General features: G+C 41.3%; 31 protein-coding genes. 11 read left to right on the top strand and 20 right to left on the bottom strand.

Annotated features, from left to right (window positions below):
- Nucleotides 1-467: 467 nt before the first annotated feature.
- Together xynD and xynC are read left to right on the top strand one after the other, a co-directional pair.
- Nucleotides 468-2,009, top strand: a complete 1,542-nt coding sequence (gene xynD / locus ACFVP7_RS11295; RefSeq protein ID WP_338734004.1) for an alpha-L-arabinofuranosidase — start codon at nucleotides 468-470, stop codon at nucleotides 2,007-2,009.
- 130 nt (nucleotides 2,010-2,139) lie between these two features.
- Entirely contained in the window at nucleotides 2,140-3,408 is a 1,269-nt protein-coding gene (gene xynC, locus ACFVP7_RS11290) for a glucuronoarabinoxylan endo-1,4-beta-xylanase XynC (RefSeq protein WP_029317861.1), read from the top strand.
- 278 nt (nucleotides 3,409-3,686) lie between these two features.
- Here xynC and ACFVP7_RS11285 read toward each other — a convergent pair whose 3' ends face one another.
- The 3 genes from ACFVP7_RS11285 to ACFVP7_RS11275 form a co-directional block, all read right to left on the bottom strand.
- Nucleotides 3,687-3,950: a YnfE family protein gene (locus ACFVP7_RS11285; RefSeq protein ID WP_003231535.1), complete on the bottom strand. Its 264-nt coding sequence runs from the start codon at nucleotides 3,948-3,950 to the stop codon at nucleotides 3,687-3,689.
- A 66-nt stretch (nucleotides 3,951-4,016) separates the two neighbouring features.
- Nucleotides 4,017-5,516 carry an endo-1,4-beta-glucanase EglS gene (gene eglS / locus ACFVP7_RS11280; RefSeq protein WP_122895420.1) on the bottom strand — a complete coding sequence of 500 codons (1,500 nt, stop codon included), beginning with the start codon at nucleotides 5,514-5,516 and terminating at the stop codon, nucleotides 4,017-4,019.
- A gap of 302 nt (nucleotides 5,517-5,818) precedes the next feature.
- Entirely contained in the window at nucleotides 5,819-7,216 is a 1,398-nt protein-coding gene (locus ACFVP7_RS11275) for a sodium:alanine symporter family protein (RefSeq protein WP_015383775.1), read from the bottom strand.
- 510 nt (nucleotides 7,217-7,726) lie between these two features.
- Between ACFVP7_RS11275 and ACFVP7_RS11270 the strand changes: the two genes are divergently transcribed.
- Nucleotides 7,727-8,080, top strand: a complete 354-nt coding sequence (locus ACFVP7_RS11270) for a hypothetical protein (RefSeq protein WP_221776841.1) — start codon at nucleotides 7,727-7,729, stop codon at nucleotides 8,078-8,080.
- Between the two features lie 25 nt (nucleotides 8,081-8,105).
- Nucleotides 8,106-8,231 (top strand): hypothetical protein, encoded by a 126-nt coding sequence (locus ACFVP7_RS11265; RefSeq protein ID WP_003231548.1) that lies wholly within the window; start codon nucleotides 8,106-8,108, stop codon nucleotides 8,229-8,231.
- A gap of 46 nt (nucleotides 8,232-8,277) precedes the next feature.
- On the opposite strand, the gene parC is transcribed toward ACFVP7_RS11265, so the two are convergent.
- From parC to ACFVP7_RS11250, 3 genes are all read right to left on the bottom strand, one after another.
- Nucleotides 8,278-10,698 carry a DNA topoisomerase IV subunit A gene (gene parC / locus ACFVP7_RS11260; RefSeq protein ID WP_338733994.1) on the bottom strand — a complete coding sequence of 807 codons (2,421 nt, stop codon included), beginning with the start codon at nucleotides 10,696-10,698 and terminating at the stop codon, nucleotides 8,278-8,280.
- 3 nt (nucleotides 10,699-10,701) lie between these two features.
- Nucleotides 10,702-12,669 carry a DNA topoisomerase IV subunit B gene (gene parE, locus ACFVP7_RS11255; RefSeq protein WP_029726677.1) on the bottom strand — a complete coding sequence of 656 codons (1,968 nt, stop codon included), beginning with the start codon at nucleotides 12,667-12,669 and terminating at the stop codon, nucleotides 10,702-10,704.
- Between the two features lie 398 nt (nucleotides 12,670-13,067).
- Nucleotides 13,068-13,475, bottom strand: a complete 408-nt coding sequence (locus ACFVP7_RS11250; RefSeq protein ID WP_003245606.1) for a CoA-binding protein — start codon at nucleotides 13,473-13,475, stop codon at nucleotides 13,068-13,070.
- Nucleotides 13,476-13,644: 169 nt separating this feature from the next.
- Between ACFVP7_RS11250 and plsY the strand changes: the two genes are divergently transcribed.
- Together plsY and ACFVP7_RS11240 are read left to right on the top strand one after the other, a co-directional pair.
- Nucleotides 13,645-14,226 carry a glycerol-3-phosphate 1-O-acyltransferase PlsY gene (gene plsY, locus ACFVP7_RS11245; protein WP_003231560.1) on the top strand — a complete coding sequence of 194 codons (582 nt, stop codon included), beginning with the start codon at nucleotides 13,645-13,647 and terminating at the stop codon, nucleotides 14,224-14,226.
- Nucleotides 14,227-14,313: 87 nt separating this feature from the next.
- Complete coding sequence (locus ACFVP7_RS11240; protein WP_003231562.1) at nucleotides 14,314-14,601, top strand: HesB/YadR/YfhF family protein; 288 nt, start codon at nucleotides 14,314-14,316, stop codon at nucleotides 14,599-14,601.
- Nucleotides 14,602-14,631: 30 nt separating this feature from the next.
- On the opposite strand, the gene ACFVP7_RS11235 is transcribed toward ACFVP7_RS11240, so the two are convergent.
- The 7 genes from ACFVP7_RS11235 to acnA all read right to left on the bottom strand — a co-directional run bounded on the left by ACFVP7_RS11235 (nucleotide 14,632) and on the right by acnA (nucleotide 19,466).
- Nucleotides 14,632-14,931: a hypothetical protein gene (locus tag ACFVP7_RS11235; RefSeq protein WP_069703549.1), complete on the bottom strand. Its 300-nt coding sequence runs from the start codon at nucleotides 14,929-14,931 to the stop codon at nucleotides 14,632-14,634.
- 15 nt (nucleotides 14,932-14,946) lie between these two features.
- Nucleotides 14,947-15,363: a YbgC/FadM family acyl-CoA thioesterase gene (locus ACFVP7_RS11230; RefSeq protein ID WP_212059646.1), complete on the bottom strand. Its 417-nt coding sequence runs from the start codon at nucleotides 15,361-15,363 to the stop codon at nucleotides 14,947-14,949.
- 84 nt (nucleotides 15,364-15,447) lie between these two features.
- A complete protein-coding gene (gene tlp, locus ACFVP7_RS11225) occupies nucleotides 15,448-15,699 on the bottom strand; it encodes a small acid-soluble spore protein Tlp (protein WP_003231568.1) in 252 nt (83 codons plus the stop codon).
- Nucleotides 15,700-15,735: 36 nt separating this feature from the next.
- The gene (gene sspN, locus ACFVP7_RS11220; RefSeq protein ID WP_003231569.1) at nucleotides 15,736-15,882 is read right to left on the bottom strand and encodes an acid-soluble spore protein SspN; all 147 of its coding nucleotides are present in this window, start codon (nucleotides 15,880-15,882) and stop codon (nucleotides 15,736-15,738) included.
- Nucleotides 15,883-15,946: 64 nt separating this feature from the next.
- Nucleotides 15,947-16,072: an FbpB family small basic protein gene (locus ACFVP7_RS11215; protein ID WP_003244964.1), complete on the bottom strand. Its 126-nt coding sequence runs from the start codon at nucleotides 16,070-16,072 to the stop codon at nucleotides 15,947-15,949.
- An 80-nt stretch (nucleotides 16,073-16,152) separates the two neighbouring features.
- Nucleotides 16,153-16,665, bottom strand: coding sequence for a redoxin domain-containing protein (locus tag ACFVP7_RS11210; protein WP_003231571.1), 513 nt, complete (start codon nucleotides 16,663-16,665; stop codon nucleotides 16,153-16,155).
- 71 nt (nucleotides 16,666-16,736) lie between these two features.
- On the bottom strand, nucleotides 16,737-19,466 hold the full coding sequence (acnA, locus tag ACFVP7_RS11205; protein ID WP_003231573.1) for an aconitate hydratase AcnA: 2,730 nt from the start codon (nucleotides 19,464-19,466) through the stop codon (nucleotides 16,737-16,739).
- 227 nt (nucleotides 19,467-19,693) lie between these two features.
- Between acnA and sspO the strand changes: the two genes are divergently transcribed.
- The 4 genes from sspO (at nucleotide 19,694) to yneK (ending at nucleotide 21,151) form a co-directional block, all read left to right on the top strand.
- Entirely contained in the window at nucleotides 19,694-19,840 is a 147-nt protein-coding gene (gene sspO / locus ACFVP7_RS11200; RefSeq protein ID WP_003244839.1) for an acid-soluble spore protein SspO, read from the top strand.
- Nucleotides 19,841-19,871: 31 nt separating this feature from the next.
- Nucleotides 19,872-20,018 carry a small acid-soluble spore protein P gene (locus ACFVP7_RS11195; protein ID WP_003221237.1) on the top strand — a complete coding sequence of 49 codons (147 nt, stop codon included), beginning with the start codon at nucleotides 19,872-19,874 and terminating at the stop codon, nucleotides 20,016-20,018.
- A 78-nt stretch (nucleotides 20,019-20,096) separates the two neighbouring features.
- Nucleotides 20,097-20,489: an outer spore coat protein CotM gene (cotM, locus tag ACFVP7_RS11190; RefSeq protein ID WP_072174018.1), complete on the top strand. Its 393-nt coding sequence runs from the start codon at nucleotides 20,097-20,099 to the stop codon at nucleotides 20,487-20,489.
- A 233-nt stretch (nucleotides 20,490-20,722) separates the two neighbouring features.
- Entirely contained in the window at nucleotides 20,723-21,151 is a 429-nt protein-coding gene (gene yneK, locus ACFVP7_RS11185) for a DynA interaction protein YneK (RefSeq protein WP_038429039.1), read from the top strand.
- Nucleotides 21,152-21,181: 30 nt separating this feature from the next.
- Here yneK and ACFVP7_RS11180 read toward each other — a convergent pair whose 3' ends face one another.
- The 3 genes from ACFVP7_RS11180 to ccdA all read right to left on the bottom strand — a co-directional run bounded on the left by ACFVP7_RS11180 (nucleotide 21,182) and on the right by ccdA (nucleotide 22,910).
- Complete coding sequence (locus ACFVP7_RS11180; RefSeq protein ID WP_010886519.1) at nucleotides 21,182-21,673, bottom strand: CcdC family protein; 492 nt, start codon at nucleotides 21,671-21,673, stop codon at nucleotides 21,182-21,184.
- Nucleotides 21,674-21,751: 78 nt separating this feature from the next.
- Nucleotides 21,752-22,114 carry a response regulator gene (locus ACFVP7_RS11175; protein ID WP_003245707.1) on the bottom strand — a complete coding sequence of 121 codons (363 nt, stop codon included), beginning with the start codon at nucleotides 22,112-22,114 and terminating at the stop codon, nucleotides 21,752-21,754.
- 88 nt (nucleotides 22,115-22,202) lie between these two features.
- Complete coding sequence (gene ccdA / locus ACFVP7_RS11170) at nucleotides 22,203-22,910, bottom strand: cytochrome c-type biogenesis protein CcdA (protein ID WP_015383767.1); 708 nt, start codon at nucleotides 22,908-22,910, stop codon at nucleotides 22,203-22,205.
- Nucleotides 22,911-23,129: 219 nt separating this feature from the next.
- On the opposite strand from ccdA, the gene ynzD reads away from it, so the two are divergent.
- Nucleotides 23,130-23,303: an aspartyl-phosphate phosphatase YnzD gene (gene ynzD / locus ACFVP7_RS11165; RefSeq protein WP_010886518.1), complete on the top strand. Its 174-nt coding sequence runs from the start codon at nucleotides 23,130-23,132 to the stop codon at nucleotides 23,301-23,303.
- A 73-nt stretch (nucleotides 23,304-23,376) separates the two neighbouring features.
- Here ynzD and ACFVP7_RS11160 read toward each other — a convergent pair whose 3' ends face one another.
- The 4 genes from ACFVP7_RS11160 to ACFVP7_RS11145 all read right to left on the bottom strand — a co-directional run bounded on the left by ACFVP7_RS11160 (nucleotide 23,377) and on the right by ACFVP7_RS11145 (nucleotide 26,685).
- Nucleotides 23,377-23,595 carry a YneF family protein gene (locus ACFVP7_RS11160; protein WP_003221221.1) on the bottom strand — a complete coding sequence of 73 codons (219 nt, stop codon included), beginning with the start codon at nucleotides 23,593-23,595 and terminating at the stop codon, nucleotides 23,377-23,379.
- Nucleotides 23,596-23,680: 85 nt separating this feature from the next.
- Nucleotides 23,681-24,127: a sporulation inhibitor of replication protein SirA gene (gene sirA, locus ACFVP7_RS11155; protein ID WP_003231591.1), complete on the bottom strand. Its 447-nt coding sequence runs from the start codon at nucleotides 24,125-24,127 to the stop codon at nucleotides 23,681-23,683.
- 152 nt (nucleotides 24,128-24,279) lie between these two features.
- On the bottom strand, nucleotides 24,280-26,283 hold the full coding sequence (gene tkt, locus ACFVP7_RS11150; RefSeq protein WP_396583245.1) for a transketolase: 2,004 nt from the start codon (nucleotides 26,281-26,283) through the stop codon (nucleotides 24,280-24,282).
- Nucleotides 26,284-26,451: 168 nt separating this feature from the next.
- Nucleotides 26,452-26,685 (bottom strand): DUF896 domain-containing protein, encoded by a 234-nt coding sequence (locus ACFVP7_RS11145; RefSeq protein WP_003231595.1) that lies wholly within the window; start codon nucleotides 26,683-26,685, stop codon nucleotides 26,452-26,454.
- Nucleotides 26,686-26,734 lie beyond the last annotated feature (49 nt).

Below are 26,734 nucleotides of genomic sequence, written 5' to 3'. Positions count from 1 at the left end.
TATAAACGGAGTGTTAGCCCCATCTTATCAATGAATAAATGTATCCAGTTCCTTTGTAGAATCGAACACTAACTCCTCCAAAAGTTTCTATACACAATTTTTTTAATGATGTAGGATGTTAGATAAAGGGATATCTTGGATAATGATGTAATTTCCGTTCAATGTGATTAGTGGGAGGCCATGAACAATCCTGTCTTTTTATTTTCTGGACAATGGTCGCTAGGAATGGGGAAATTTTTTTGAACAATTTTGAAGGAGTGGTGCGATCTCCTCGAAGGAAGGAGAGAATGGAAACACATGAAGATGAGCTTTCAGAACAGGAACTGGGAACATTCGATCCATGTATGCAAAATTAATTTTCCAGGCTAAACAGCTTCCGGCTACTTTATGCGTGCGTTCTTCGTGACCTGTTGTCATCAAATTTCAAAAGGAAATACCCTATTTTGGAAAAGGGAGGATGTGAAGTGATGAGCAAAAAGTATAGCGTATGTTTATGGGTTCTTGCTTTACTTTTGAGCTGCTTAGCTGGGAAGTCTGCGTATGCTGCCACAAATACTACAATTGCAAAACATATAGGGAATTCAAACCCGCTTATCGACCATCATTTGGGAGCGGATCCGATTGCGCTGACCTATAACGGAAGAGTCTACATCTATATGTCAAGTGATGACTATGAATATAATAGCAACGGAACAATTAAAGATAATTCATTTGCCAATTTGAATAGAGTATTCGTCATATCTTCAGCGGATATGGTGAACTGGACAGACCACGGAGCCATCCCGGTAGCAGGTGCCAATGGAGCTAATGGAGGCCGTGGAATTGCAAAATGGGCAGGTGCGTCATGGGCACCGTCAATCGCAGTTAAAAAAATTAATGGCAAGGATAAATTCTTCCTTTATTTCGCAAACAGCGGCGGAGGTATCGGGGTTCTCACCGCAGACAGCCCGATTGGTCCATGGACCGACCCAATCGGAAAACCGCTCGTAACGCCAAGTACGCCAGGAATGTCTGGTGTTGTATGGCTTTTTGATCCGGCAGTATTTGTAGATGATGACGGAACCGGTTACCTGTATGCCGGCGGAGGCGTTCCTGGCGGTTCAAACCCAACGCAGGCACAATGGGCCAATCCTAAAACGGCTAGAGTCATAAAATTGGGATCTGATATGACGAGTGTTGTTGGAAGTGCATCTACAATTGATGCGCCTTTCATGTTTGAAGATTCGGGATTGCACAAGTATAACGGAACATATTATTACTCCTATTGCATCAATTTCGGCGGCACACATCCGGCCAATAAACCCCCGGGTGAGATCGGCTACATGACCAGTTCAAATCCCATGGGTCCCTTTACATATAGAGGGCATTTCCTGAAAAATCCGGGTGCATTTTTCGGAGGCGGCGGAAACAACCATCATGCTGTTTTCAATTTTAAAAACGAGTGGTATGCAGTGTACCATGCTCAAACTGTCAGTTCCGCTTTGTTCGGGGCCGGCAAAGGATACCGTTCTCCACATATTAATAAGCTGGTGCATAATGCAGATGGATCTATTCAAGAGGTAGCGGCAAATTATGCAGGTGTAACACAGCTTTCCAATTTAAACCCATATAACCGGGTAGAAGCTGAAACGTTTGCTTGGAATGGACGCATTTTGACAGAGAAATCGACAGCACCCGGCGGGCCAGTAAATAATCAGCATGTAACAAGCATTCAAAATGGAGACTGGATTGCTGTAGGAAATGCAGACTTCGGAGCGGGCGGTGCCAGGACATTTAAAGCAAATGTAGCATCCACTATAGGCGGGAAAATAGAAGTGCGCCTCGACAGTGCAGACGGTAAACTTGTAGGAACCCTAAATGTACCTTCAACAGGTGGAGCGCAAACGTGGAGGGAAATAGAAACTGCGGTAAGCGGGGCAACCGGCGTGCACAAAGTATTCTTTGTACTTACCGGAACAGGTACAGGAAACTTGTTTAATTTTGATTACTGGCAGTTTACGCAAAGATAGTACTCGTAATGGGACCGCTTAAAAACGAGGCGGGTGAAGTACGAGCCATCACCGGAACAGCCCGCCATTATGGATATGCCATGCAGATTTTTTAATACCGTAAAAGACACATGACGAAGGAGAGGAATAAATGATTCCACGCATAAAAAAAACAATTTGTGTACTATTAGTATGTTTCACTATGCTGTCAGTCATGTTAGGGCCAGGCGCTACTGAAGTTTTGGCAGCAAGTGATGTAACAGTTAATGTATCTGCAGAGAAACAAGTGATTCGCGGTTTTGGAGGGATGAATCATCCCGCTTGGGCTGGGGATCTTACAGCAGCTCAAAGAGAAACTGCTTTTGGCAATGGACAGAACCAGTTAGGATTTTCAATCTTAAGAATTCATGTAGATGAAAATCGAAATAATTGGTATAAAGAGGTGGAGACTGCAAAGAGTGCGGTCAAACATGGAGCAATTGTTTTTGCTTCTCCTTGGAATCCTCCAAGTGATATGGTTGAGACCTTTAATCGTAATGGTGACACATCGGCTAAACGGCTGAAATACAACAAGTACGCAGCATACGCGCAGCATCTTAACGATTTTGTTACCTTCATGAAGAATAATGGTGTGAATCTTTACGCGATTTCGGTACAAAACGAGCCTGATTACGCTCACGAGTGGACGTGGTGGACGCCGCAAGAAATACTTCGCTTTATGAGAGAAAACGCCGGATCGATCAATGCCCGCGTCATTGCGCCTGAGTCATTTCAATACTTGAAGAATTTGTCGGACCCGATTTTGAACGATCCGCAGGCTCTTGCCAATATGGATATTCTCGGAACCCACCTGTACGGCACCCAGGTCAGCCAATTCCCTTATCCTCTTTTCAAACAAAAAGGAGCGGGGAAGGACCTTTGGATGACGGAAGTATACTATCCAAACAGTGATAACAACTCGGCGGATCGATGGCCTGAGGCATTGGATGTTTCACAGCATATTCACAATGCGATGGTAGAGGGGGACTTTCAAGCTTATGTATGGTGGTACATCCGAAGATCATATGGACCTATGAAAGAAGATGGTACGATCAGCAAACGCGGCTACAATATGGCTCATTTCTCAAAGTTTGTGCGTCCCGGCTATGTAAGGATTGATGCAACGAAAAACCCTAATGCGAACGTTTACGTGTCAGCCTATAAAGGTGACAACAAGGTCGTTATTGTTGCTATCAATAAAAGTAACACAGGGGTCAACCAAAACTTTGTTTTGCAGAATGGATCTGCTTCAAACGTATCTAGATGGATCACGAGCAGCAGCAGCAATCTACAACCTGGAACGAATCTCACTGTATCAGGCAATCATTTTTGGGCCCATCTTCCAGCTCAAAGCGTAACAACATTTGTTGTAAATCGTTAAGAGCACAAAGACACACATAAATAATAAATAATAGAGTGTCTGAATTGGCGATTTTCCGATTGGGAAATCGCTTTTTTATTTTGTTGCTGAATTACAGGAAGGGAAGAAGAAAGGATGTACATAAAAACAGCAAAGCTTTAATCTTCATCTTTTACAGTTTACATAATATATATTCTAGGAAGTAAACAAAATAAATAAATTTCTGTCTCAATATCAAAGTATACTTAAGTTAGTGAGACAGAAGTTGAAATTTTGAAATTTTACTGCTGAATGACAAATCAAAAAAATGGTGTTGTCAATCCATAATAAACGGCTTCTAAATCCTCCAGCGTCATATCGCCATATGCGCATTTGATAACAGAATCAGCAAACACATCATAGTCATAATCTGTAGAAAATCCTTGCTGCAGCTGTTTTTCGTAAACTTCTATCTGATCTTTTTGATGCTGGATGTCTTTTTCCTTACCTGGATAGTCCGGACCATTTATCATATTACTCATTTTTTTGTACAGCACCATATACTGTTTCAGTATTTCATCCACAACGCAAACCTCCTATTAGATGATAAAAACGGACATCGTTACTGATGTCCGCCAAAAAAAGCTTAACTAATTTGGTTCTGTTCCCCAAATCAGTTTTCCTTGATCATATAATGTGATTTTTTTCGTTGTTTTAAACGTATTTGATTTGAAAAAGGAATAATCGCCGCTTTGTGCATAATTGCTCCAGTCATCATTGTGAAGACGAAGCTGAATATTCCCTGTGCTTGCTCCCGGTCCCAGCGTTCCGTTTTTAAACCCAAGTTCCAGATAGGTATCTGCACCTTGCTTTGGTTTATGCAACGTCACAAACTTGTGTGTCACATTGCCGCATCCAATCTGCGCGTAGTCACAGTCAACGTTTTGGCCTTTGTTTTTCGCTTTATACCAGTAACGGGCAGTGACATCTTTTAAATCAACCGTGGTATTGCCGTTATTTTTTATTTGAAGCTGCGGACGGATTTGGTTGCTGTTCATACTCCCATCCCCTGCTCTGTATTGTACAGAAATACCGTTTTCCTGTGTGGGTTTATCTTTTGCTGGCGTTTCAGGAATGTCCTTCGTCGCATCTTTGGTGCCGAGAATGTTTTCTCTAACGAATGTTCCTGAAGCAGATAAATCTGACAACCGCCAGCCGCCTGTTTTAGATGCCCCCGGCTTTAAAGCTGAGGATGATTCCTGCTTATCAGAAAGATTCCAGTTCACCCAGCTGATGGTCTTGCTGTCGAGATAATTCAGCCATTCCCTCGATTGATCTAGGAATACACCGCCATTGCCAGACGCGTCGCTTGTTCCCCATTCTGTCACAAAAATAGGTGCTCCTTTGCTGAGTGCATAGTTTGCTTTATCCCGTAAAAACTGGCCGTGAGTACCGGCGTAAAAATGAAGCGCGTACATAACGTTTGCATCTTTTAGCTGGTCATCGGCAGCATCATTTACATCCTGGCTCCATGTACCGGTTCCGACAATGATGATGTTGTCTGGATCATTTTTGCGGATAACGGAAATCACTTCTTCCGCATACGGTTTAATATCACGCTTCCAGTTCACATCACCGTTTGGTTCGTTTGCAATTTCATAAATGACGTTTGGCGTGTTTCCGTAAAGGCTTGACATTTCCTTGAAGAATTCTTTTGCCTTCTCTTTATTTTGGTTTGGATTACCGTCATTTAAGATATGCCAGTCAATGATGACATATATCCCAAGCTCTTTTGCCGCTTCAACCGCTTCTTTTACTTTATTTTTCACGGACGGGTTGTCAATATAACCGCCATCTGCCGTATACATCGCTGCACGGAAAACGGTGATACCCCAATCGTCCCTCAGCCATTTTAAGCTGTCTTTATTGACATATTCTCCATACCATTGCAATCCGTGTGAACTGATTCCCTTCAGCTGTACCGCTTTACCGTCACGGTTAACGAGCTGTGTACCTTTTATGCTAAGCTGGCCATTCTTGGCTACTGGCGTTTTTGTCCCTGCTGCTGATGCCGGCGAAGCCATCATGCCGCCCATTGTCAATAACGTAATCAATAAACACGTAATAAAAATAGAGATTAACCGTTTCATAGCTGATCTTTTCCTCCTTCGTATCATTTTGGCTCTCCACTTCTTATGAGCACGAACTCATTGTAAAAATCTTTCTCATGATTGTCTATCAACCTAATTTCTTGTTTTTGGGAGGTTTAAAAGCCTGTCAATTTGCTCTACCTCCATTGAATAAGACACACATGACACATATAGAACAAAGAAAACTGGACTGAATTGGGACTTTACACGTCATTTTTCATTCGAGTCGAAAAATAAAATTTATTTCCAATAATGAAAAAGCTGCATTCAACTATTGAATGCAGCTTTGTTTTATATTTAAATTATGCTTCTTGTTTCTCATCTTCCCATGTTTCAGCGTTTTTCAGCCCTGGGATGTTTTTCGCTTTGAATACAGGATCAAGTCCTTGTTTACGCTGTTTCGCGTAATCTTTATACACTTTGTAAGCAACGTTTGACAGCAGCGTAATCACAATTAAGTTGATCAGCGCCATGATACCCATAAAGAGGTCCGCCATATCCCAAACGATTTGGAAGCCTGATAAAGATCCATACACAACCATAGCAATAACAGCGATACGGTAAATGTTCAGCCATGTTTTGCTTGTTTTAATAAATTCAATGTTTGTCTCGCCATAATAATAGTTGCCGACAACTGAACTGAATGCAAACAAGAACATTGCGACTGCGATGAAAGTCGGCGCCCAGCCTCCAATATGATGGTTAAGAGCAGCCTGTGTGACTTGGATGCCGTCGCCTTTTGGTGTTACACTGTACAGCAAAATAATAAATGCTGTGGACGTACATATGATAAATGTATCGAAAAATACGCCTAATGTTTGAATAAAGCCTTGCTTTGCCGGATGGGATACATGAGCCGTCGCAGCCGCGTTTGGTGCGCTTCCCATTCCTGCTTCGTTTGAAAAAAGTCCGCGCTGCGCACCGATAACGATGATGCCGCCTATTCCGCCGCCGACGACTTGTTCAAAACCTAAAGCATTTTTAACAATTGTAGCGATCACGCCAGGGAAAGCCGTAATATTCGTGATAACAACAAATAAAGCGATAAGGATATAAATGCCTGCCATAACCGGCACAATTAACTGTGAAACAGCGACAACACGTTTTAAACCGCCGAAAATGATAAACGCAGTTAAAACCGCCAGAACTATGGCTACAACTATTTTATTCACATGGAATGCGCCATCCAATGCTCCAGCAATTGTATTTGTTTGAACAGCGTTAAAAATCAAGCCGAATGAGACGGTAATTAAGATTGCAAAAACGATGCCAAGCCATCTGGCACCAAGACCCTTTTGAATATAGTAGGCCGGCCCTCCGCGGAAATCCTCCCCGTCTCTTACCTTATAAAGCTGCGCTAACGTACTTTCGACAAAGCTTGAAGCCATGCCTACTGCAGCCACTACCCACATCCAAAATACAGCGCCTGGTCCGCCTGTCGCAATTGCTAAGGCTACACCAGTCAAATTCCCTGTGCCGACTCGGGATGCGGCCGAAATAAAGAATGCCTGCATAGATGAAACACCTTTATTTCCTTCCGGCTTCTCCCCTACTATTCTGAACATTTCAATAAAATAACGGAATTGGATAAAACCAAAACGTATGGTAAAAAATAATCCAAGCCCTATTAAAATATAAAATAGGTAATTCCAGATGAAATCACTTGGAATATTAATTAAACTATTGAAAAAAGACTCCATATTTACCTCCCGTTTTCATCAATTCAACACGAATTCGATTTTGATGTTAGATTTTTTAACATAACGAGTTTTATTATATCACAATATGACGAATTAGGAAGTTTTTTCGAGAAGAATATTGTCATAGCCAGATGTTACTTTGTCGCCCCCTTCTCTTTTATTTTTCTACGAATAAAAACATTCCTTGCAAGCTGGCTTTTAAAAAAGAGTGCCCTATTAACAATGTAATCATTTCTTCCCATTCTCTTGCCTTTCTCTTTGATTTAGCACATAAATAAAGTAATAAACCCTAAACAACAAACATATCATTTAAAATATGTTTTTATTCACACCATAAACCGGGTATACATATGCTAATAAAAGAAGTTTTCTCTTTCAAAAATAAGCAAAAAGATATATACTTAACAAGGTTAAATTTATTTTTAAATTTAATAAATCAGGTTTACTTTTAGGATGGATTGGGGTATTATTATAAAAATATTCAGTAATATTAAAGGAGGGGGAGATCATTTGAAAAAAGTAACGATATTGAAAGCATCCATCTTATTCTTGGCGATTGCCAGTTTTCATTTGTTCTCAATTCCCCACGCCTTTGATATCGGCCATCATTATAAAGCCGTAGCCGACCAGCAGGAAATGCATGAAATGAAAGCCGGCCAAAATGCTGATGATGAGAAGAAATCCATCACAGGGGCATTTACGCTGACCGCTTTATGGGCAATGGCTGTTCTGCTGCTGACCGCTGAAAGCAAAAGTACGGGATACTCCCGCAGACGTCAGCGGAAAAAAAGCTTTATACTGGCCAAATTTTATCAATCGTCTTATTTCGGCAAACTTCATGTTCAACGTCACCCGATTATGTAACGAAAATATGAGGAGGCTGTTAAACATGTTGTTTATCTTAAGAATGGTGATTTTAGGCTTATTTTCTTTCACAGCGCTGAATTTATTTGTATGGCAGGGGATTGAAGTCATTCATGCTGTAACAGATCTATTCACCAACCATGAAAGCTGATAAAAAACAAACGAAACCCGCTCATATAGTATGAACGGGTTTTTTATTATTGTTCTGTATGAAGGCGCCAAACAGCTGTAACCTTGCCTGATTCCTCTTCATCAAAAAAGAAAGAGCCATTGCTGTATCTGTCGTTTGTCCGCAACTCTTTTGCCTGCAGTTCTTTTCTGTCGCCTTTTTCTGTTTCTGCCACTAGTCGCTGTTCAAGACCGCAAGCGAACAGTGCTACAACACGATGAGGATTCTTTTTCAGTTCCCTTAGCATTACGACACCGCGTTTTGCGCGGGATGTCTTCTCGAACTCAGAAAGACCCATGCGTTTTACCGCTCCCCGCTGTGTGAACAAGACAATTGAATCAGATTGCTGAAGGATCTCACCGGAGACAACAAAGTCATCCTCTTTTAAGTTAATCCCTTTGACACCTGCCGCACGCGCGCCAACTACATTCACTTCGTCTTCTCCAAACCATAGACCGTACCCTAAGTGAGTGGCCATAAAGATCTGGCTTTCCCCATTTGTTACATGTACATCAATCAGTTCATCTTCACCCTTCAGATTTAAGGCCACAAGCGCCTTAGAATAACGCTGTGCTTTATAATGGGTGAGCTCTGTCTTTTTCACCATCCCGTTTTTCGTAAAGAATAGAAGATATGCCGACGGATCAAATTCTTTTATCGGTATGGCCTTTACAATCGTTTCATCACGGTCAATAGTGATCAGATTTGAAAAATGCTGGCCCATGTCCTTCCATCTGATATCAGGCAGCTGGTGAACAGGACAATAGATGTAGCTTCCTTTGTTCGTAAAGAGCAGCAGCACGTCTGTCGTATTCATTTCAAACTGATGCAGCATCCTGTCCGTATCTTTCATTCCGAAGTCCTGACCGTTGGAAGCGGCAAATGAGCGCTGGCTCGTCCGTTTTAGGTAACCATCCTTCGTAACGGTTACATATACATCCTCAGATGCAACCATGACTTCGAGATTGATTTTAATTTCTTCAATTTTTTCTTCAATCACGGAGCGTCTCGTATCTGCATATTTCTTTTTCAGTGCTTTTAAGCTGTTTGTAATCACTTTTAGCAGTTTTTTATCATTGCTCAGAATAGATTCGAGCTCTTCAATTTTTTTACCGAGCTCTTCTGCCTCTTCCTTAAGCGCTGTAATATCTGTATTGGTTAAACGATATAGCTGCAATGACACAATGGCTTCAGCCTGAGGCTCCGTAAATTCATATTTGGCGATCAAATTGTTTTTAGCGTCACGTTTATCGCTAGAAGAACGGATTGTTGCAATCACTTCATCCAAAATAGACAAAGCTTTCATGAGCCCTTCTACGATATGATGTCTGTCTTTTGCTTTTTGAAGCTCGTAAACGGACCGGTTTGTGACAACTTCCTTTTGGTGTCCGATATATGCATCCAAAATAGACGGCAGGCTCATCAGCATCGGACGGCGGTTATGGATAGCCACCATATTGAAGTTATATGTGATCTGCAAATCAGTATTTTTATATAAGAAATTCAAAATGCCTTTGGCATCAGCTTCTTTTTTCAGTTCAATGACCACTCTCAGCCCTGTTCGATCCGTTTCATCACGAACCTCTGAGATGCCTTCAACCTTTTTATCAATACGGAACTCGTCCATTTTTTTTACAAGGTTTGCTTTATTTACTTCAAATGGAATTTCAGTAATGACAATTTGTTCTCGTCCGCCTCTGATTGTTTCAATTTCAGCCTTTCCGCGGATAATGATTTTTCCTTTTCCGGTTTCGTAAGCTTTTCTTATCCCGTCAACGCCCTGAATAATACCGCCTGTCGGAAAATCAGGCCCTTTAATGACTTCCATGAGTTCATCAACAGAGCAAGATGGCATTTGAATACGCTTAATGACAGCATCAATGACTTCTCCCAGATGATGAGGGGGAATGTCGGTCGCGTATCCTGCTGAAATCCCGGTAGATCCGTTGACCAATAGGTTAGGAAACATCGCCGGGAGTACGACAGGCTCCTTGCTTGTATCATCAAAGTTCGGCACAAATTCAACCGTGTTTTTGTCAATATCCCGAAGAAGCTCAGATGCAATCGGAGATAATCGTGCCTCTGTATAACGCATGGCTGCCGGGGGATCTCCGTCGATACTTCCATTGTTTCCATGCATTTCGATTAACACATTACGAACTTTCCAATCCTGGCTCATCCGCACCATTGCTTCATAAACCGAGCTGTCACCGTGCGGATGATAGTTACCGATGACGTTACCGACCGTTTTGGCCGCTTTTCTGAAGTTTTTATCAAACGTGTTTCCATCTGTATGCATTGCATACAGAATTCTGCGCTGTACCGGCTTTAATCCGTCTCTCGCATCGGGCAGTGCCCTGTCTTGAATAATATATTTACTGTAGCGTCCAAAACGGTCGCCGATCACCTCTTCTAATGGTAAATCATGAAATAATTCTGGCTGTGACAATCATTAAACCTCCTCAGCGACCGATAAGTTTTCATTTTCTAAAATATTGCTTTCTTCATCTAAGCCGAAAGCGACGTTTTTCTCAATCCACTTTCTGCGCGGCTCTACTTTGTCTCCCATTAACGTCGTCACACGTCTTTCTACACGTGCCGCATCGTCAATTTTGACCCTAACAAGTGTGCGGGACTCCGGATTCATCGTCGTTTCCCAAAGCTGGTCTGCGTTCATCTCTCCAAGACCCTTATATCGTTGAATGGTATAGCCTTTGCCGACTTTTTTCAGGACATCACCCATCTCTTCATCAGACCATGCATATTCAATGATTTCCTTCTTCCCGCTTCCTTTACTGACCTTATATAAAGGTGGCAGCGCAATGAACACCTTGCCATGCTCAATGAGCGGTTTCATATAGCGATAGAAAAAGGTAAGAAGCAACACTTGAATATGGGCGCCGTCAGTATCGGCATCGGTCATAATGATGATTTTGTCGTAGTTGATGTCATCGATTGAGAAATCTGCTCCGACTCCCCCGCCGATCGCATGAATGATCGTATTGATCTCTTCATTTTTAAAGATATCAGCAAGCTTAGCTTTTTCTGTATTAATGACTTTACCGCGTAAAGGCAGAACCGCTTGGAATCTGCGGTCTCGTCCCTGCTTGGCTGACCCGCCTGCTGAATCTCCCTCAACGAGATACAATTCATTTTTTGCCGGGTTTCTTGAACCCGCAGGCGTCAGCTTTCCGCTTAAAGTCGCTTCTGATTTTTTTCGTTTTTTGCCGCTTCTTGCTTCTTCACGGGCTTTGCGTGCCGCTTCGCGCGCCTGGCTCGCCTTGATTGCTTTTTTGACAAGAAGCGTTGCGGTGTCCCGATTTTCCTCTAAAAAGTAAGCAAGCTGCTCTGAAACAATCGCATCAACCGCTGATCTTGCTTCACTGGTACCGAGCTTTCCTTTTGTTTGTCCCTCAAATTGAAGAAGCTCCTCAGGAATGCGGACAGAAATAATGGCTGAAAGCCCTTCCCTTATATCGGTGCCTTCAAGGTTCTTATCCTTTTCTTTCAGCAAAGCCACTTTTCGCGCATATTCATTAAAAGCACGCGTCATCGCAGTTTTTGCACCTGACTCATGCGTCCCGCCGTCTTTTGTTCTGACATTGTTGACAAACGACAAAATATTTTCAGAATAACCATCGTTAAACTGGAACGCAAAGTCCACTTCTATAGAATGATGCTCACCCTCAAACGAGACCACTTCAGACAAGACGTCTTTTTCTTCATTTAAGTAAGCAACAAACGCTTCTATGCCGTTTTCATAATAAAAGACCTCACGCAGGTCATTGCGTTCATCAATCAGCTCAATTTTCAGTCCTTTTAACAAAAACGCAGACTCTCTTAAGCGCTCAGAGAGCGTTTCAAAATTATAAGTGGTTGTGCTGAACATCGTTGGATCTGGCTTAAAGTGAGTAAGAGTTCCCGTCTTTTTTGTTTTGCCGATCTTTTCGAGAGATGTAACCGGTTTTCCTCCATTTTCAAATCGCTGCTGATAGACAAAACCGTCCCGCTCAATGGTAACCGTCAGCCATTCAGATAAAGCATTCACGACTGATGCACCAACTCCGTGGAGCCCGCCGCTTGTCTTATAGCCGCCTTGGCCGAATTTTCCTCCGGCATGAAGCACCGTTAAAATCACTTCAGGGGTTGGTTTGCCGAGCTTATGCATTCCGGTCGGCATGCCGCGGCCTCTATCCTGTACAGAAATACTATTGTCTTTATGTATTTTGACGATTATGTGATCTCCATGGCCGGCAAGCACCTCGTCGACAGAGTTATCTACAATTTCATAAACCAAGTGGTGCAAACCCCGCGCGTCAGTAGAGCCAATATACATACCCGGCCTTTTCCTGACAGCCTCAAGGCCTTCGAGCACCTGTATGGCATCTTCGTTGTAATCAAATTGCTGTTTTCTAGCCAAACGTACAAACCCCTTTCAAAAACTAACATTGTCTTTCTCTTTTCAGTGTTACACATCATTTGTATATAAGATATTTTTTATAAACCTCGCCTCGAGCCAGTACTGCCTTGGACTCCTCATTATAACCAATATGTTTGCAATCGCAACATAGAGCTAACGAATCAGTTCTTCTCAAAACATCGGCTAGTGCTGTTTTTACACTATGAGAACGTATGTTTGTTTATTATATATAAAGCAGCAGACCTTCGCAAATCGAACGGCCGAAACCCAGCTGGACAAGGTATTCAAAAAAAGCTGTTCAAGCTTTATTGTATCTGTTTCACCGTAATACGCAAACAATATCTTAAAATTAAAAAGCAAAAATCCTTGAATTTACAAGGATTTTTGCAGTTCTGCACCTATTTTGTTACAGCGTGTGCCACTTTTATGCACAGATCCATGATAACCGTTCTGCCTTTTTCTTTTAGCATCTGGTATGCTTCCTCATTAACTAGCCCTTGCTGTGCCCAAAATACTGGCGCATCTGTCTCTAAAAACTCTTCCGCCACTCCAGGAAGCTGTTCTGAGCGCCGGAATACATTTACGATGTCAATCGGACCGTCTATCTCTTTTAAAGATGAAACGGCTTTGACACCTAGCGCCTCATCAATTGTAGGGTTCACAGGGATAATTTCATAACCCGCGTCCTGCATTGCTTTTGAAACCATATGTGACGTTCTATCCGGACGGTCTGAAAGCCCTACTACCGCTATACGTTTGCTTCTTTGAAGAATCTCTTTAATTTCCGCTTTAGAAGGGTTTTGCATCGTGTGTCACTCCTTTTTCACTTATTTTACACGATCAAAACAGGAGAAATCAAAATATGATGCATGTTTGATTAGATTTGTAAGCAAACTTTACAAAAAAACTTATCATCAGATCATGACATCTCATGTTAAAATAAAAAGAAGGGAATTTGAAAAAGGAGAAATGTAGATGTTAATTGCTTTATTGATTATTTTGGCCTACTTGATAGGCAGCATTCCATCTGGCTTAATTGTGGGCAAGCTTGCCAAGGGAATTGATATTCGGGAGCACGGAAGCGGCAACTTAGGCGCTACCAATGCATTCCGTACATTGGGTGTAAAAGCTGGTTCGGTCGTCATAGCCGGAGATATTTTGAAAGGGACACTGGCAACTGCATTGCCTTTTCTCATGCATGTTGATATTCACCCGCTTCTTGCAGGAGTCTTTGCGGTTTTAGGCCACGTGTTTCCCATCTTCGCCAAATTTAAAGGCGGTAAAGCCGTGGCGACATCAGGAGGCGTTTTGCTATTTTACGCACCCCTGTTATTTATCACGATGGTTGCGGTATTCTTCATCTTTTTATACTTGACTAAATTTGTTTCACTCTCATCGATGTTAACAGGGATCTATACTGTTATATATAGTTTCTTTGTCCATGATACGTATTTATTGATTGTCGTTACCCTGCTCACTATTTTTGTGATATACAGACACCGAGCGAACATTAAACGAATTATCAATAAAACAGAACCTAAAGTAAAATGGTTATAAGCTTAAAAAACTTCTCTTTTGACACAGAATAGCCTAATACGTTTATAATAGAGAAAATTCAAATGAAGAACAAAGGGGTGTTCTGTTATGAATATGACAATTAACGAAGACGCATTGAACTGGTATAAAGAAGAACTCGATTTGGAAAGCGGAGACCAGGTTCGCTTTTTCGTCCGCTATGGAGGCTGCAGCAACGTTCAAAAGGGTTTTTCTCTCGGTGTAGCGAAAGATGCCCCACAAGAGGCTGGAGTCACTGCAGAAGCTGACGGCATTACCTTCTTTATTGAAGAAAGTGATTTATGGTACTTTGATAACCACGACCTTCTCGTCAGCTATTCAGAAGACGCTGATGAACCGGTTTTTGAATACCAATAAAAAAGAACGCACATCATGTGCGTTCTTTTTTTACAAATGAAATCGTATAAGATGATCGGTTAGGTTTTCTTGTTCCAAAATATATTTTTGTGTTTCACCCAGCAGATCAAAGTGAGGAAATTCACTTTTCTTATGGAGCCATTCTTTTTTTAACCCGTACGCCGCTCCCCACTGAACCAGCTTATCAATGTCTGCACATCCGGCTTTTGTCACAGTCTTTGCTTCTGGAAATCGGTCATCCAGCCAGTAATGTGTTAAAAATGCGATTTCTCCTCTTTTCACTGCTTGTTTCCACCGGTTAAGTTCCTCCCGTTTCACACCAAACGCCATATCCCGTTCACTTCCCTATTTTTTGGCCTTTTCATATGCTGTGTGCCAATCAGGAAAAGCTTTGCGGAATTGAATTGGCTTAAAGCTTTCTTTATCCACACAAATATGAGATGAGGTGGCTTTGATGGAAAGCTCACCGGCCGGATTATAAATGTGATAACCATAGACGGTTTTAAAGCCGTTATATTCCTCTATCCATGTATGTACAACCGCGGTTTCTCCGTAATGAAGCGGCTTTTTATAGGAAATATTGATATCAACGACTGGGGACAGAACGCCTTTTTTTTCCATATCACTATATAAAAAGCCTAAGTCCTTAATCAAGGCCGTTCTGCCGACCTCCATCCACACAAGATAATTTGCGTGATAGACAATCCCCATTTGATCTGTTTCTGCATAACGCACTTCTATTTCTTTTTTTGATACATGCAAGATTACTCTGCTCCCTTAACGTCAATTTAGCCCCATTTTACCATAATCAAATCAGAAAGAAAAAAACCAGGTTTCCCTGGTTTTTTAAGAACGGTATCCGTTTTGTCTCGCTGCAGATTCGTCCTGTATTTCATTACGAAACGCTTCAATGCTCTGTTCGCGCCTTGCATTTTTTTCTTTGATACGCTGTTTATCTTCTCCTGAAGCAAACTCCATTGATGCTTCTGCTTCTTCTATATTTTCAATTGTATTTTGAACCATATCCTGCAATTTTTCCACATTGTCAGAACGATCATCAGGATTAGGCTGCTGATATTGATTTTGGTTCTTTGTCATTCGGATGTACCTCCTAGAAATAAACTCGAATTTTCGCTACTCGCCTTTTGTCTGCATGATAATCGGCCGCTGTCCTGAAGTATCATGCATTTTTTCCCCTTTATTGGCTTTATATTTTACAGGCTTTGTACCCAAGTGGCTTGGAGCATATTGAGGCTGACCGTTTTTCTTGTTGTTTCCCATGTTTATCCCTCCTCAACAGATAGGTTTCTCAAAAGGAGGGGTAAACATGAATACAAATTAAAGGTTATTTTTGCTTAAATCGCTGTTCAAGCTTTTCCTCAAGCTGATTTAAATACTCTGTATTGGTCATCAGCTCTTTTTTGTTTTCCATGACGAGCTCATGAAAAGAACGTTTTCTCATCTTCTTCACGCTTCTCACCTCCGCATATTCTTTTATTTTTTCCAATTCTGAAAACTTGTAAGCATATCTGAGCATAAAAAAAACTGAATCTAATCAAGATCCAGTTTTTGTTCCATTTCTTTTTTTGTCATGGTGCCAACGTGTATGTCTTGGATAACACCTTTTTCATCTAAGATATATGTCGTTGGATATGACATCACGTTATAGTCAGCATTGATCCCTTTTTTATCAATCAGAATGGGGAATGTTAAATCATACGTATCAGCAAACGCTCGGACCTGTTTCTCACTTTTCTCAGCTGAAGTGAAATTTACCGCAACAACCGCAAGTTTGTCGGCGTACTCTTTTTGCAGCTTTTCCATCGCAGGCATTTCCTGACGGCACGGTTTACACCAAGTTGCCCAAAAATTGAGCAGCACTTTTTTGCCTTTTGCATCCTGTAAAGAGCTTTTCTCTCCTGACAGCGTTTTCAAAGAAAAATCAGGTGCTTGTTTCCCCTCTTGAATTCCGACTTCTTTTTTGCTGTATGTTTGATATAAATTCCATCCCGTATAACCGGCTAGCATGATAAGCAGGATCCCTGCGAGCCATTTTTTCAGCATATGCCACCTCCGCAGCACATTGTGTCATAAAAAGAAGAGAAAGCGAAATGCCTTCTCTTCCTATTAATTCATCAGGACTGCTTCATTTTTTCACGAAGCACCATTTGAAGGATGCCGCCATGGCGGTAGTAATCAATTTCAACTTCACTATCAAAGCGGACGACTGCTTCAAAAGTTGTTACATTGCCGTCTTCATTGATTGCTCTTACAGTCACAAGGTCACGAGGACGAACTGTTTCATCAACATCTACCTCGATGACTTCTTTACCCGTTAAGCCGAGTGTATCCGCATTTTCACCTTGTTTAAACTGAAGCGGCAGCACACCCATGAATACAAGATTGCTTCTGTGAATTCTTTCGAAGCTCTCTGCAATGACCGTTCTGATGCCGAGAAGGTTTGTTCCTTTTGCAGCCCAGTCACGTGAAGATCCCATACCATAGTCTTTTCCTGCTAATACGACAAGACCGGTTTTATCTTCTTTGTATTTCATGCATGCATCATAGATGGATGTTACTTCACCAGTCGGCCAGTACGTCGTAAATCCGCCTTCTGTACCCGGTGCGATTTGGTTTTTGATGCGAATGTTGGCAAATGTTCCTCTCATCATGACTTCATGGTTTCCGCGGCGGGAGCCGTAGGAGTTAAAGTCACGAGGTGAAACACCTTTTTCTTGCAAATACTTTCCGGCAGGCGTATCTTTTCCGATTGCCCCCGCAGGAGAAATATGGTCAGTTGTGACTGAATCGCCGAATTTACCGACAACTCGCAAACCTTTTAATGGTTCAACCTTGCCTGGCTCAACAGACATTTCTTCGAAGAATGGCGGGTTTTGAATGTAAGTTGACTCGCTATCCCATTTATATAATGCTTCATCTGTTGTTTCAATTTCGTTCCAGCGCTTGTTGTCATCAAATACTGTTTCATACTCTTTGCGGAATAGCTCTGGCGTAACAGTTTGCTTAACAAGTGCATTGATTTCGTCCATTGACGGCCAAATATCATTAAAGTATACGTTTTGACCATCCTTGCCCACACCGATCGGGTCGGTTTTTAGGTTAATGTTCACCGTTCCAGCCAGCGCATATGCCACAACAAGCGGTGGTGAAGCAAGATAGTTGCCTTTAACAAGCGGGTGAATACGTCCTTCAAAGTTACGGTTTCCGGAAAGGACAGACGTAATCAGAAGATCATTTTTCGCAACCGCTTCTTCGATTTCCGGTGAAAGCGGACCTGAGTTCCCGATACATGTTGTACAACCGTAGCCAACGAGGTTAAAGCCAAGCTCTTTCATGTATGGAAGAAGGCCTGAATTCACAAGATATCCTGTAACAACTTTAGAACCCGGTGCAAGTGACGTTTTCACGTAATTAGGCACCTTAAGCCCTAACTCAACCGCTTTTTTCGCTACCAGTCCGGCGCCGATCAGCACGTATGGGTTTGATGTATTTGTACAGCTTGTAATCGCAGCAATGGCGATCGCACCCGTTTTCATAACTGTTTCTTCGCCGTTAAGGAGTTTAAACTTAATTTCCTTATTTTCTTCCTCAGCATTTAAACCGAATCCTTGGTTACCTGCAGGGCTGACTAATTGCTTTTTAAACGTTTCCTGCATAGCAGATAGCGGGATCAAATCCTGAGGACGCTTTGGACCCGATAAGTTTGCTTCAATTTGAGACAGGTCAATTTCAACCACATCAGTAAATTGAGGGTCTTCCGCATCTGGAGTGTAGAACAAGCCATTGCTTCTGCAGTATGCTTCAACAACATCAATATGTTCAGGATCACGGCCTGTCAGGCGCAGGTAGTTAAGCGCTTCTTCATCTACTGGGAAGAATCCACATGTAGCACCGTATTCCGGAGCCATATTCGCAATTGTTGCGCGATCTGCAAGCGGCAGTTCAGCAATTCCCGGTCCGAAGAATTCAACAAATTTACCGACAACGCCTTTTTCACGCAGCACTTGTGTTACTTTTAACGCCAAGTCAGTAGCTGTTGTTCCGTTTGGAAGCTTGCCGACAAGTTTCGCGCCGATTACCTCTGGAACTGGGAAATAAGAAGGCTGTCCAAGCATTCCCGCTTCAGCTTCAATTCCACCGACACCCCAGCCGAGAACACCGATACCGTTAATCATTGTTGTGTGTGAGTCTGTTCCGACAAGCGTATCAGGATACGTTACAAGCTCGCCGTCTTCTTCAATGGCATGGACAACACTTGCCAAGAACTCAAGGTTGACCTGGTGCACAATACCTGTTGCAGGCGGCACTGCCTGATAATTGTTAAACGCTTTCTTTGCCCAGCTTAAAAATTTGTAGCGCTCTGCATTTCTTTCGAATTCCAAGTCCATATTTACTGCTAATGCATCTTCTGTACCCGCTTTATCTACCTGTACAGAGTGGTCGATAACGAGATCAACAGGAATTTCAGGGTTGATTTTATCAGGATCTCCGCCGACAGCTGCCATTGCTTTACGCAGTGAAGCCAGATCTACTACTGCCGGAACCCCTGTGAAGTCTTGTAAAATAACACGAGACGGTTTGAACGGAACGTCGATATCCTTTAATTCGGCAGTTCCCCATTTTGCCAAATTTTCCACGTGTTCTTTTTTGATAACGAAGCCGTCAACTTGACGCAATACTGATTCTAAAAGAACTTTGATGGAATAAGGAAGCTTCGAAACCTTTCCGATACCTGAATCTTCTAACGCTTTTAAAGAGTAGTAATGATATGTTTTCCCATTTGTAGTAAACGTTTTTCTCGCTTGGAAAACGTCTTTTGCTGCAGTTTTTTGCTCGTTTGCCATTCTCCAAAATCCCCCTTCAGATCAGATCATTCTCAGATGAACATTACATTCCATCACAATTTTCTCACAATTTCATATTAAAACAAAATCATACATAAGTAAATATCAATGTTTTTATTAAATACAATAAGTTCGACTTATGAGAAAAATGTACCGGTAATTTTTACTGTTTACGCTCTCTCATATAACACAATAAAAGGAGCCATATTATGATTGAGGTGATAATGATGGTCAAAAGAAAAGCGAATCACGTCATTAACGGAATGAATGACGCAAAAAGCCAAGGCAAAGGCGCCGGCTACATTGAAAACGACCAGCTTGTACTGACTGAAGCAGAACGCCAAAATAACAAAAAAAGAAAAACCAATCAATAACACCAAACTCTTTTAAGGAGGTTCTCATTTTATGACCAATAAGAATACAAGTAAAGATATGCATAAAAACGCCCCTAAAGGACACAATCCCGGCCAACCTGAGCCTCTAAGCGGAAGCAAAAAAGTAAAGAACCGAAACCATACAAGACAAAAGCACAACTCAAGCCATGATATGTAAGAAAAGCAGACCTTAGGTCTGTTTTTTTATGCGTTCACCCATTATAATCCACCGCATATGATGTAAAGCAAGGTTGATATGTGGAGGAATGCTTCCATGGACCATTCAAAACGCAACGATGCGAATGATTTCGATAGTATGGATGAATGGCTTCGGCAATTTTTTGAAGACCCCTTCGCCTGGTACGACGAAACATTGCCTATTGATTTATATGAAACAAGTCAGCAGTATATTATAGAAGCGGATCTGACTTTTTTACAGCCTACACAAGTAACAGTTACCCTTTCTGGATGCGAGTTCATCTTAACTGTCAAATCGTCAGGACAGACTTTTGAAAAACAAATGATGCTTCCTTTTTATTTTAATGACAAAACCATTCAAGCCGAATGCGAAAATCAAATACTCACAGTCGCCGTCAATAAAGAAACAGAAGATGGCTCTTCTTTTTCTCTTCAATTTCCTCTCAGCTAAACATAAAAAGTCACTTTCATCCCCTATTATGAAAGTGACTTTTTTTCCGTCCATTTATCGTCAAATACCCTCTAGTGACTCTCCCATGGCCAAATAGCAGATTCACTATACAATAGAATATGATCTACTATCTCTTTTGACTAGACGTCTATCACTTTTTTCTATTCTTTTTTTACTGTGTTCTTCTAATCTCTCTTCGTATACAATATGGTTAGAATAAGGGGGAATGATTGATGCTGGAAGGATGGTTTTTATGGTTTATTCTGTTTTGGGTGATCATAATGGTAGTCTTATTATCAATCGGCGGTTTTTTCATGTTTCGAAAGTTTTTAAAGCGTTTACCAAAAGAGGACGGCAGATCAGAGCTTGATTGGCAGGATTACTATATTGAAAACAGCAGACATTTATGGAACGATGAAAACAAACAGTTTCTAGATGAATTGACTGCGCCGGTGCCAGAACTGTTCAGAGATGCAGCAAAAGCTAAAATCGCAGGCAAAATCGGTGAGCTTGCATTAAAAGAAAAGGTAGCAAAGATTGATCAGCAACTTATGATCAAAGGCTATATTCTCGCAACTCCTAAAAGAGACCATACCTTCTTAAAAAGGCATCTGCGGGACAAAAAAATCGATTTGGAACCTTATCAGACCCTTCTCAAATAAAAAACCTTTCCTGACAAGAGGAAAGGTTTTTTAATTCATTTGAATATTAGATGACTGCAGCTCGTTATGAAGTTTTCGATATGATAAATACATGGCGATTCTCCAAGGCACAATCATACCGAAAGCCAGAATCCAAAACATTCCGCTCAGTGCACCATAATCAATTGATGTGCTCAAGATCGATTTCATCACGATTCTGATCACCAAAAGACCGACTAATATAAAAACAAATGCTTTAGAGCGTTTCATGTAAATTTCATTATTTTTAATTTCGAACTTAGAAGTTTTGATTAGAAAAATAGAGAAAATCACACCTAAAGTGAATGCTTCCAAAAACTCTGCACCAGTTACCCAAAATACCGGAAATAAAAACATTAACGCTCCCGTACTCATAAAAATCGGCGGAAGAATGATTTTTTTTGGTGAAACAGGCTTGTCAGAGGACTTTATTCTGACCACCATCACAGCTACAGCCATTAACACAGCAATAATCGATGAAACTATAATCATCATACTTATCATTCCTTTGTTTCTCGGAGTGTTGATACTATATACTATACTCCAAAACAATAAAAAAAACCATTTTGAAAAGAAATGACTTTAATGTCCCATAACGCGGCTTACAGCTTCCAGCACTTTCGTTTCCTCAAACGGCTTAACAATAAAATCCTTTGCCCCCAGCTCAATTGCTTCCGTTACAATTCTTTGCTGGCGCATGGCGGTGCACATGATGACCTTCGCTTTAGGATCAAAGGTTAAGATATCACGAAGCGCTTTTATCCCGTTTTTCACCGGCATTGTAATATCCATTGTCACAAGGTCCGGGCGCAGTTTTTTATACAGGTCCGCTGCTTGTTCACCGTCCGCCGCTTCGCCTGCGATTATGTAATTTGCCTCTTCCAAGATCTCTCTGATTTTCACTCTCATGAACTTGGCGTCGTCTACAACTAAAACTCTTGTCATATTCCCCTCCAACAATCGATTTCCACAGATAATAGTCTTATTGTACCAAAAACAAAAGGATTAGTAGTAGTACGAAAGTAATTTACCGTCAAAAACCAGTAAAGCCTCCAAAAAGATCTGACAGCAAAATAATGATCAGGCTCATCCAATTAAAGAATAACAGCACACCAATCACAATCATCAAAACGCCGCCAGCTTTCATAATGAAAAGCTGGTTCTTCCTTATCCACTTCAGCTTTGTGATAAAAAAAGACAATAAAAGAAACGGTACCGCAAAACCGAGTACATATAACATCATGTATGGCACCGCTGAGCCCGGATTGGTGCCTGCAAGTGTGATAACAGCACCTAATATCGGACCGGTACATGGTGTCCATCCAGCTGCAAATGCCATTCCGATTAAGACCGACCCTAAAAACCCGCTTGGTTTATGCTTAAAATGGATTCTCCGCTCTTTCATCATAGCCTCAGGCCGGAACACACCGAGTGTAATGAAACCGAACAAAATAATAAGCAACGCGCCAATTTGCCGAATCGCATCGTGATAATCCCTAAACAGGCTGCCAATAAAAGATGTTCCATAGCCTAAAGCAATAAAAATGACTGAAAAGCCAAGCAAAAAACACAAAGTATGAAACAGGCTTCTTTTCTGCAGCAGCAGCTTTTCTGTTTTTACATCGTCCATGCTGACCCCTGTAATATATGACAAAAAAGCTGGGTAAAGCGGCAGGCAGCAAGGCGAAATAAAGGATAAAAAACCCGCACCGAATGTCAAAAAATAATTCACGTCTCCCATGTCATCATCCCTTCATGATTTGACATTCCTTCAAGTTATGACAAAATCATTTCATTTTTTTAACACTTTCACTTGAAGGATTTCTATTTTCAGAAAAAACTTATATAATTTAATTTGACATTGAGACATTATACTCCTTCTCATTTGAAAATTAGTATAAATATGGATATAATATAAACATTCACTTTGAAGATCTAATGTATGAAAGGATACATCCCTGTGATTAGAGAGCATCTATTAAAAGAAATTGAAAAAAAAAGAGCAGAGCTGCTGCAAATTGTCATGGCGAACGGAATGACATCTCATATTACGATAGAGCTCAGTCAGGAGCTTGACCATCTTCTCATACAATATCAAAAGCAGCGCCTTCGAGCAGTAGCGGGTGATGAATGATTGCAAAATAAAAAACCCGTATAAGGGTTTTTTATTTTATAACCATGTTTCTCTATATCATAATCTTTACGTATTATTTCGTTTGATTATTCATGGCTTTCATCATTTGATTGATTTTCTTTTGAGAAGGTTTCATTCCCATTTGCATCATCATCATGCGTAACATTTGTTCATTAATAGGCGGATTCTTTTTCAGGTAGCTCATCATATATTTACGAGCAATAAAAAACCCGAGTGCAACACCTATGAGCAATGCAACAACGCCCACTAGGATGCCAACCCATAAAGTCATTTTATTTCCTCCTTCATGTTGTCTAGTTTAAAGTGTACTAAACCAAAAGCTATTATACAACATTTACATCTCTTTTTCTTCGGTTTTAGACAAAATTTCTTTCTTTCACCGGATTTAGCCATCCGTAACGCTTCGAATTGAAATCCATTGCTAAAAAGCAAGGGCTTACTTTTCTTAACACTTCAAAGAATATCGTTTCTGCCTCGTAATCTCCCGAAGCCACAATTTCTATCATGTGCTCCTTCATCATAAACGTCGCGTGGCCTTTTGCTTTCGGCAAAGCTATTCTATAAATATAATCCAGCTGCCTGTAATCCGTCTTGTTTAAATTCATTTTTAACCGCTGATGCATATGTAAAATCGGGATTGGTTGTGTAATATATTGAATCTGTTTCTCTGTCATTTCATACTGCTGCTTTTCAAGGCTTGTCCAATGATAGTCTTGAAACAGCTCAAACATAACCGATTCCCGGCCGAAATAGTGATTGGCAAATTCCTCTTTGATCAGGTACGTATAGTAGTGACGTTCCATCTTTTCATCCCCTTTTCCAGCAGCATTTCATTTGCTCTCTATTATACAAAAGAAGAAAAGAAAGAATTGTCTATTACTGTTAAACAGCCAATACTATTTTTGTCGGATAAACAAGAAAAAGAGGATGATTTGACTCATCCTCTTTCAAAAGCTTACTTATTGATTAATGCCTTAACTCGATTCACTACGTTCGGAACTGAGAAGCCGTATTCGTTAATGATGGTTTCACCAGGAGCAGATGCACCGAATCGGTCTATGCCGAGAACGTCACCTTCAAGCCCCGTGTATTTGCCCCATCCAAATGATGAGCCCATTTCAATTGCAAGACGTTTTTTCACATCTGCAGGAAGGACTTCGTTTTTGTATTCATCAGATTGTTTCTCAAAACGGTCCATTGAAGGCATGCTGACAACAGAAACATCGATATTTTCTTTTGCCAATTCAGCCTGCGCTTCAATCGCAAGACCTACCTCTGATCCGGAAGCGATGAGAAGAGCGTCAGGTGTTTCGTTTTTAGATTTAGAAACGACATATGCACCTTTTTCTACTCCTTCCAATGCTTCTTCAGATGTTTGATCGATGGTAGGAAGGTTTTGACGTGTAAGCACTAGCGCTGTTGGGTGGTCAGTGCTTTGCACTGCAAGCTTCCATGCTGCTGCTGTCTCATTGCCGTCTGCTGGACGGATCAAAGAAAGGTTAGGCATCGCACGGAGTGAAGCAAGCTGTTCAACAGGCTCGTGCGTCGGACCGTCTTCACCTACCGCAATACTGTCATGTGTGAAGACATATGTCACAGGAAGGCCCATTAACGCTGCAAGGCGAATCGCAGGACGCAGGTAATCAGAGAAGACAAAGAAAGTTCCGCCGAATACACGAAGACCGCCATGAAGCGCCATACCGTTTAAGGCTGCACCCATCGCAAATTCACGTACACCAAACCAGAAGTTTTTGCCTGAGTAATCAACCGCTGTAAAATCACCGGCATTTTTAATAGTCGTTTTGTTCGATCCCGCTAGGTCAGCAGAACCTCCGACAAAGAAAGGAATTTTTTTCGCAAGTCCGTTGAGAACTTCACCGGAAGATGCACGGGATGCCAGGCTGCTTCCTTTTTCATACACAGGAACCTCTTGATCCCAGTCCTTCGGAAGCTCTCCTTTGATTGCCAGTTCAAGCTGTTCAGCAAGTTCAGGATAAACTTCTTTATATTTAGCGAATTGAGCATTCCATTCTTGTTCTTTTTTCTCACCTGATTCTTTAACAGCTGCAGCGAAATGCTCATAAACTTCTGACGGAACGTAGAAGTCTTCTTCATATGTCCACGCATAAGCTTCTTTTGTTAATTTGCTTTCCTCTTTACCAAGCGGCGCACCGTGAACACCGGATGTACCGGCACGGTTAGGTGAACCGAATCCGATTGTCGTTTTCACTTCAATTAATGTAGGTTTCTTTTCATTTTGGCGTGCTTTTTCGATAGCCGCTGTTAATTCTTCAATATTGTTTCCATCCTCAACATAAAGAACTTCCCAATTCATTGCTTCAAAACGCTGTTTCACGTTTTCAGAGAATGAACGGTCGAGGTCTCCATCAAGAGAGATGTCATTAGAATCGTATAGTACGATCAGACGGCCAAGCTGAAGATGGCCTGCGAGTGAAGCGGCTTCAGAAGAAATACCTTCCATTAAATCACCATCACCGCAAATACTGTATGTATAATGATCGACTACGTTAAATGAATCGCGGTTGTATGTTTCCGCTAAATGGCGTTCAGCAATTGCCATACCGACTGCCATGGCAATTCCTTGGCCAAGCGGACCTGTTGTAGCATCAACACCGGCAGTATGTCCGAATTCCGGATGTCCTGGTGTTTTGCTGCCCCACTGGCGGAATCCCTTAAGATCTTCAATACTAAGATCAAACCCGCTTAAATGAAGCATGCTGTATAATAGTGCTGACCCGTGTCCAGCAGATAAAACAAAACGGTCACGGTTAAACCAGCCAGGGTTTGCCGGACTTACGTTCATAAATTTTGTCCACAGCGTGTATGCCATTGGAGCGGCTCCCATCGGCATCCCTGGGTGACCAGAATTTGCTTTTTCAATAGCGTCTATTGACAGTGTGCGAATGGTAGCAACTGATTTCTTTTCAATTGTATCCATAAAAATCCCCTTCCTTATGTGTTGTACCCTTACATCATAAATGTCTGACGACTTTTTCTCAACTGTTTCAGCTTAAATTTGAGAGAAACTTGTTGAATTTTGTCACATAAGAGTTTTGATTATAGTATATGCAAAAGAGGAATACGATATTGCCGTATTCCTCTTATATTAGTGAAGTTTGTTATTTCTTTGTTCTCTTTTTAGCTTTTCTGGTGTTACATCATTGCCTTCTGGGTCAATGATTTTCACACTTTTTAACGTGTTCTTCATAGAAGAACGAAAACCTTTCAAATACTCTTGACGGAGCTTTTGCTGTTCTGCTTTTTCTTCTTCTGTAATAACGCCAGCTTTAGCTTTGGCAGCAAGCTCATTAATTCTGGCAATTTTCGCGTTTGAAATCATGTTAAACTCCTTTATTGCATTTTGTCTATATAGTACTAGATCAAAAAAA

It is taken from the genome of Bacillus sp. SG20033 (assembly GCF_044570195.1).
In the GTDB taxonomy this organism is placed as follows: domain Bacteria; phylum Bacillota; class Bacilli; order Bacillales; family Bacillaceae; genus Bacillus; species Bacillus subtilis.
This window is presented reverse-complemented; position numbering and strand designations above follow the sequence as displayed.

Coding starts and splice junctions, on each gene's coding strand:
- tlp (WP_003231568.1), bottom strand. CDS start 15,699: ATGACAAAGAACCAAAATCAATATCAGCAGCCTAATCCTGATGATCGT.
- cotM (WP_072174018.1), top strand. CDS start 20,097: ATGTGGAGGAATGCTTCCATGGACCATTCAAAACGCAACGATGCGAAT.
- ACFVP7_RS11275 (WP_015383775.1), bottom strand. CDS start 7,216: ATGGAGTCTTTTTTCAATAGTTTAATTAATATTCCAAGTGATTTCATC.
- ACFVP7_RS11250 (WP_003245606.1), bottom strand. CDS start 13,475: ATGCAAAACCCTTCTAAAGCGGAAATTAAAGAGATTCTTCAAAGAAGC.
- sspN (WP_003231569.1), bottom strand. CDS start 15,882: ATGGGAAACAACAAGAAAAACGGTCAGCCTCAATATGCTCCAAGCCAC.
- xynD (WP_338734004.1), top strand. CDS start 468: ATGAGCAAAAAGTATAGCGTATGTTTATGGGTTCTTGCTTTACTTTTG.
- tkt (WP_396583245.1), bottom strand. CDS start 26,283: ATGGATACAATTGAAAAGAAATCAGTTGCTACCATTCGCACACTGTCA.
- ACFVP7_RS11210 (WP_003231571.1), bottom strand. CDS start 16,665: ATGCTGAAAAAATGGCTCGCAGGGATCCTGCTTATCATGCTAGCCGGT.
- acnA (WP_003231573.1), bottom strand. CDS start 19,466: ATGGCAAACGAGCAAAAAACTGCAGCAAAAGACGTTTTCCAAGCGAGA.
- ACFVP7_RS11145 (WP_003231595.1), bottom strand. CDS start 26,685: ATGATTTCAAACGCGAAAATTGCCAGAATTAATGAGCTTGCTGCCAAA.
- eglS (WP_122895420.1), bottom strand. CDS start 5,516: ATGAAACGGTTAATCTCTATTTTTATTACGTGTTTATTGATTACGTTA.
- ACFVP7_RS11240 (WP_003231562.1), top strand. CDS start 14,314: ATGAATATGACAATTAACGAAGACGCATTGAACTGGTATAAAGAAGAA.
- ACFVP7_RS11175 (WP_003245707.1), bottom strand. CDS start 22,114: ATGACAAGAGTTTTAGTTGTAGACGACGCCAAGTTCATGAGAGTGAAA.
- yneK (WP_038429039.1), top strand. CDS start 20,723: ATGCTGGAAGGATGGTTTTTATGGTTTATTCTGTTTTGGGTGATCATA.
- sspO (WP_003244839.1), top strand. CDS start 19,694: ATGGTCAAAAGAAAAGCGAATCACGTCATTAACGGAATGAATGACGCA.
- ACFVP7_RS11195 (WP_003221237.1), top strand. CDS start 19,872: ATGACCAATAAGAATACAAGTAAAGATATGCATAAAAACGCCCCTAAA.
- ACFVP7_RS11180 (WP_010886519.1), bottom strand. CDS start 21,673: ATGATAAGTATGATGATTATAGTTTCATCGATTATTGCTGTGTTAATG.
- ACFVP7_RS11265 (WP_003231548.1), top strand. CDS start 8,106: ATGTTGTTTATCTTAAGAATGGTGATTTTAGGCTTATTTTCTTTCACA.
- ACFVP7_RS11235 (WP_069703549.1), bottom strand. CDS start 14,931: ATGGCGTTTGGTGTGAAACGGGAGGAACTTAACCGGTGGAAACAAGCA.
- sirA (WP_003231591.1), bottom strand. CDS start 24,127: ATGGAACGTCACTACTATACGTACCTGATCAAAGAGGAATTTGCCAAT.
- xynC (WP_029317861.1), top strand. CDS start 2,140: ATGATTCCACGCATAAAAAAAACAATTTGTGTACTATTAGTATGTTTC.
- ccdA (WP_015383767.1), bottom strand. CDS start 22,910: ATGGGAGACGTGAATTATTTTTTGACATTCGGTGCGGGTTTTTTATCC.
- plsY (WP_003231560.1), top strand. CDS start 13,645: ATGTTAATTGCTTTATTGATTATTTTGGCCTACTTGATAGGCAGCATT.
- ACFVP7_RS11160 (WP_003221221.1), bottom strand. CDS start 23,595: ATGACTTTATGGGTTGGCATCCTAGTGGGCGTTGTTGCATTGCTCATA.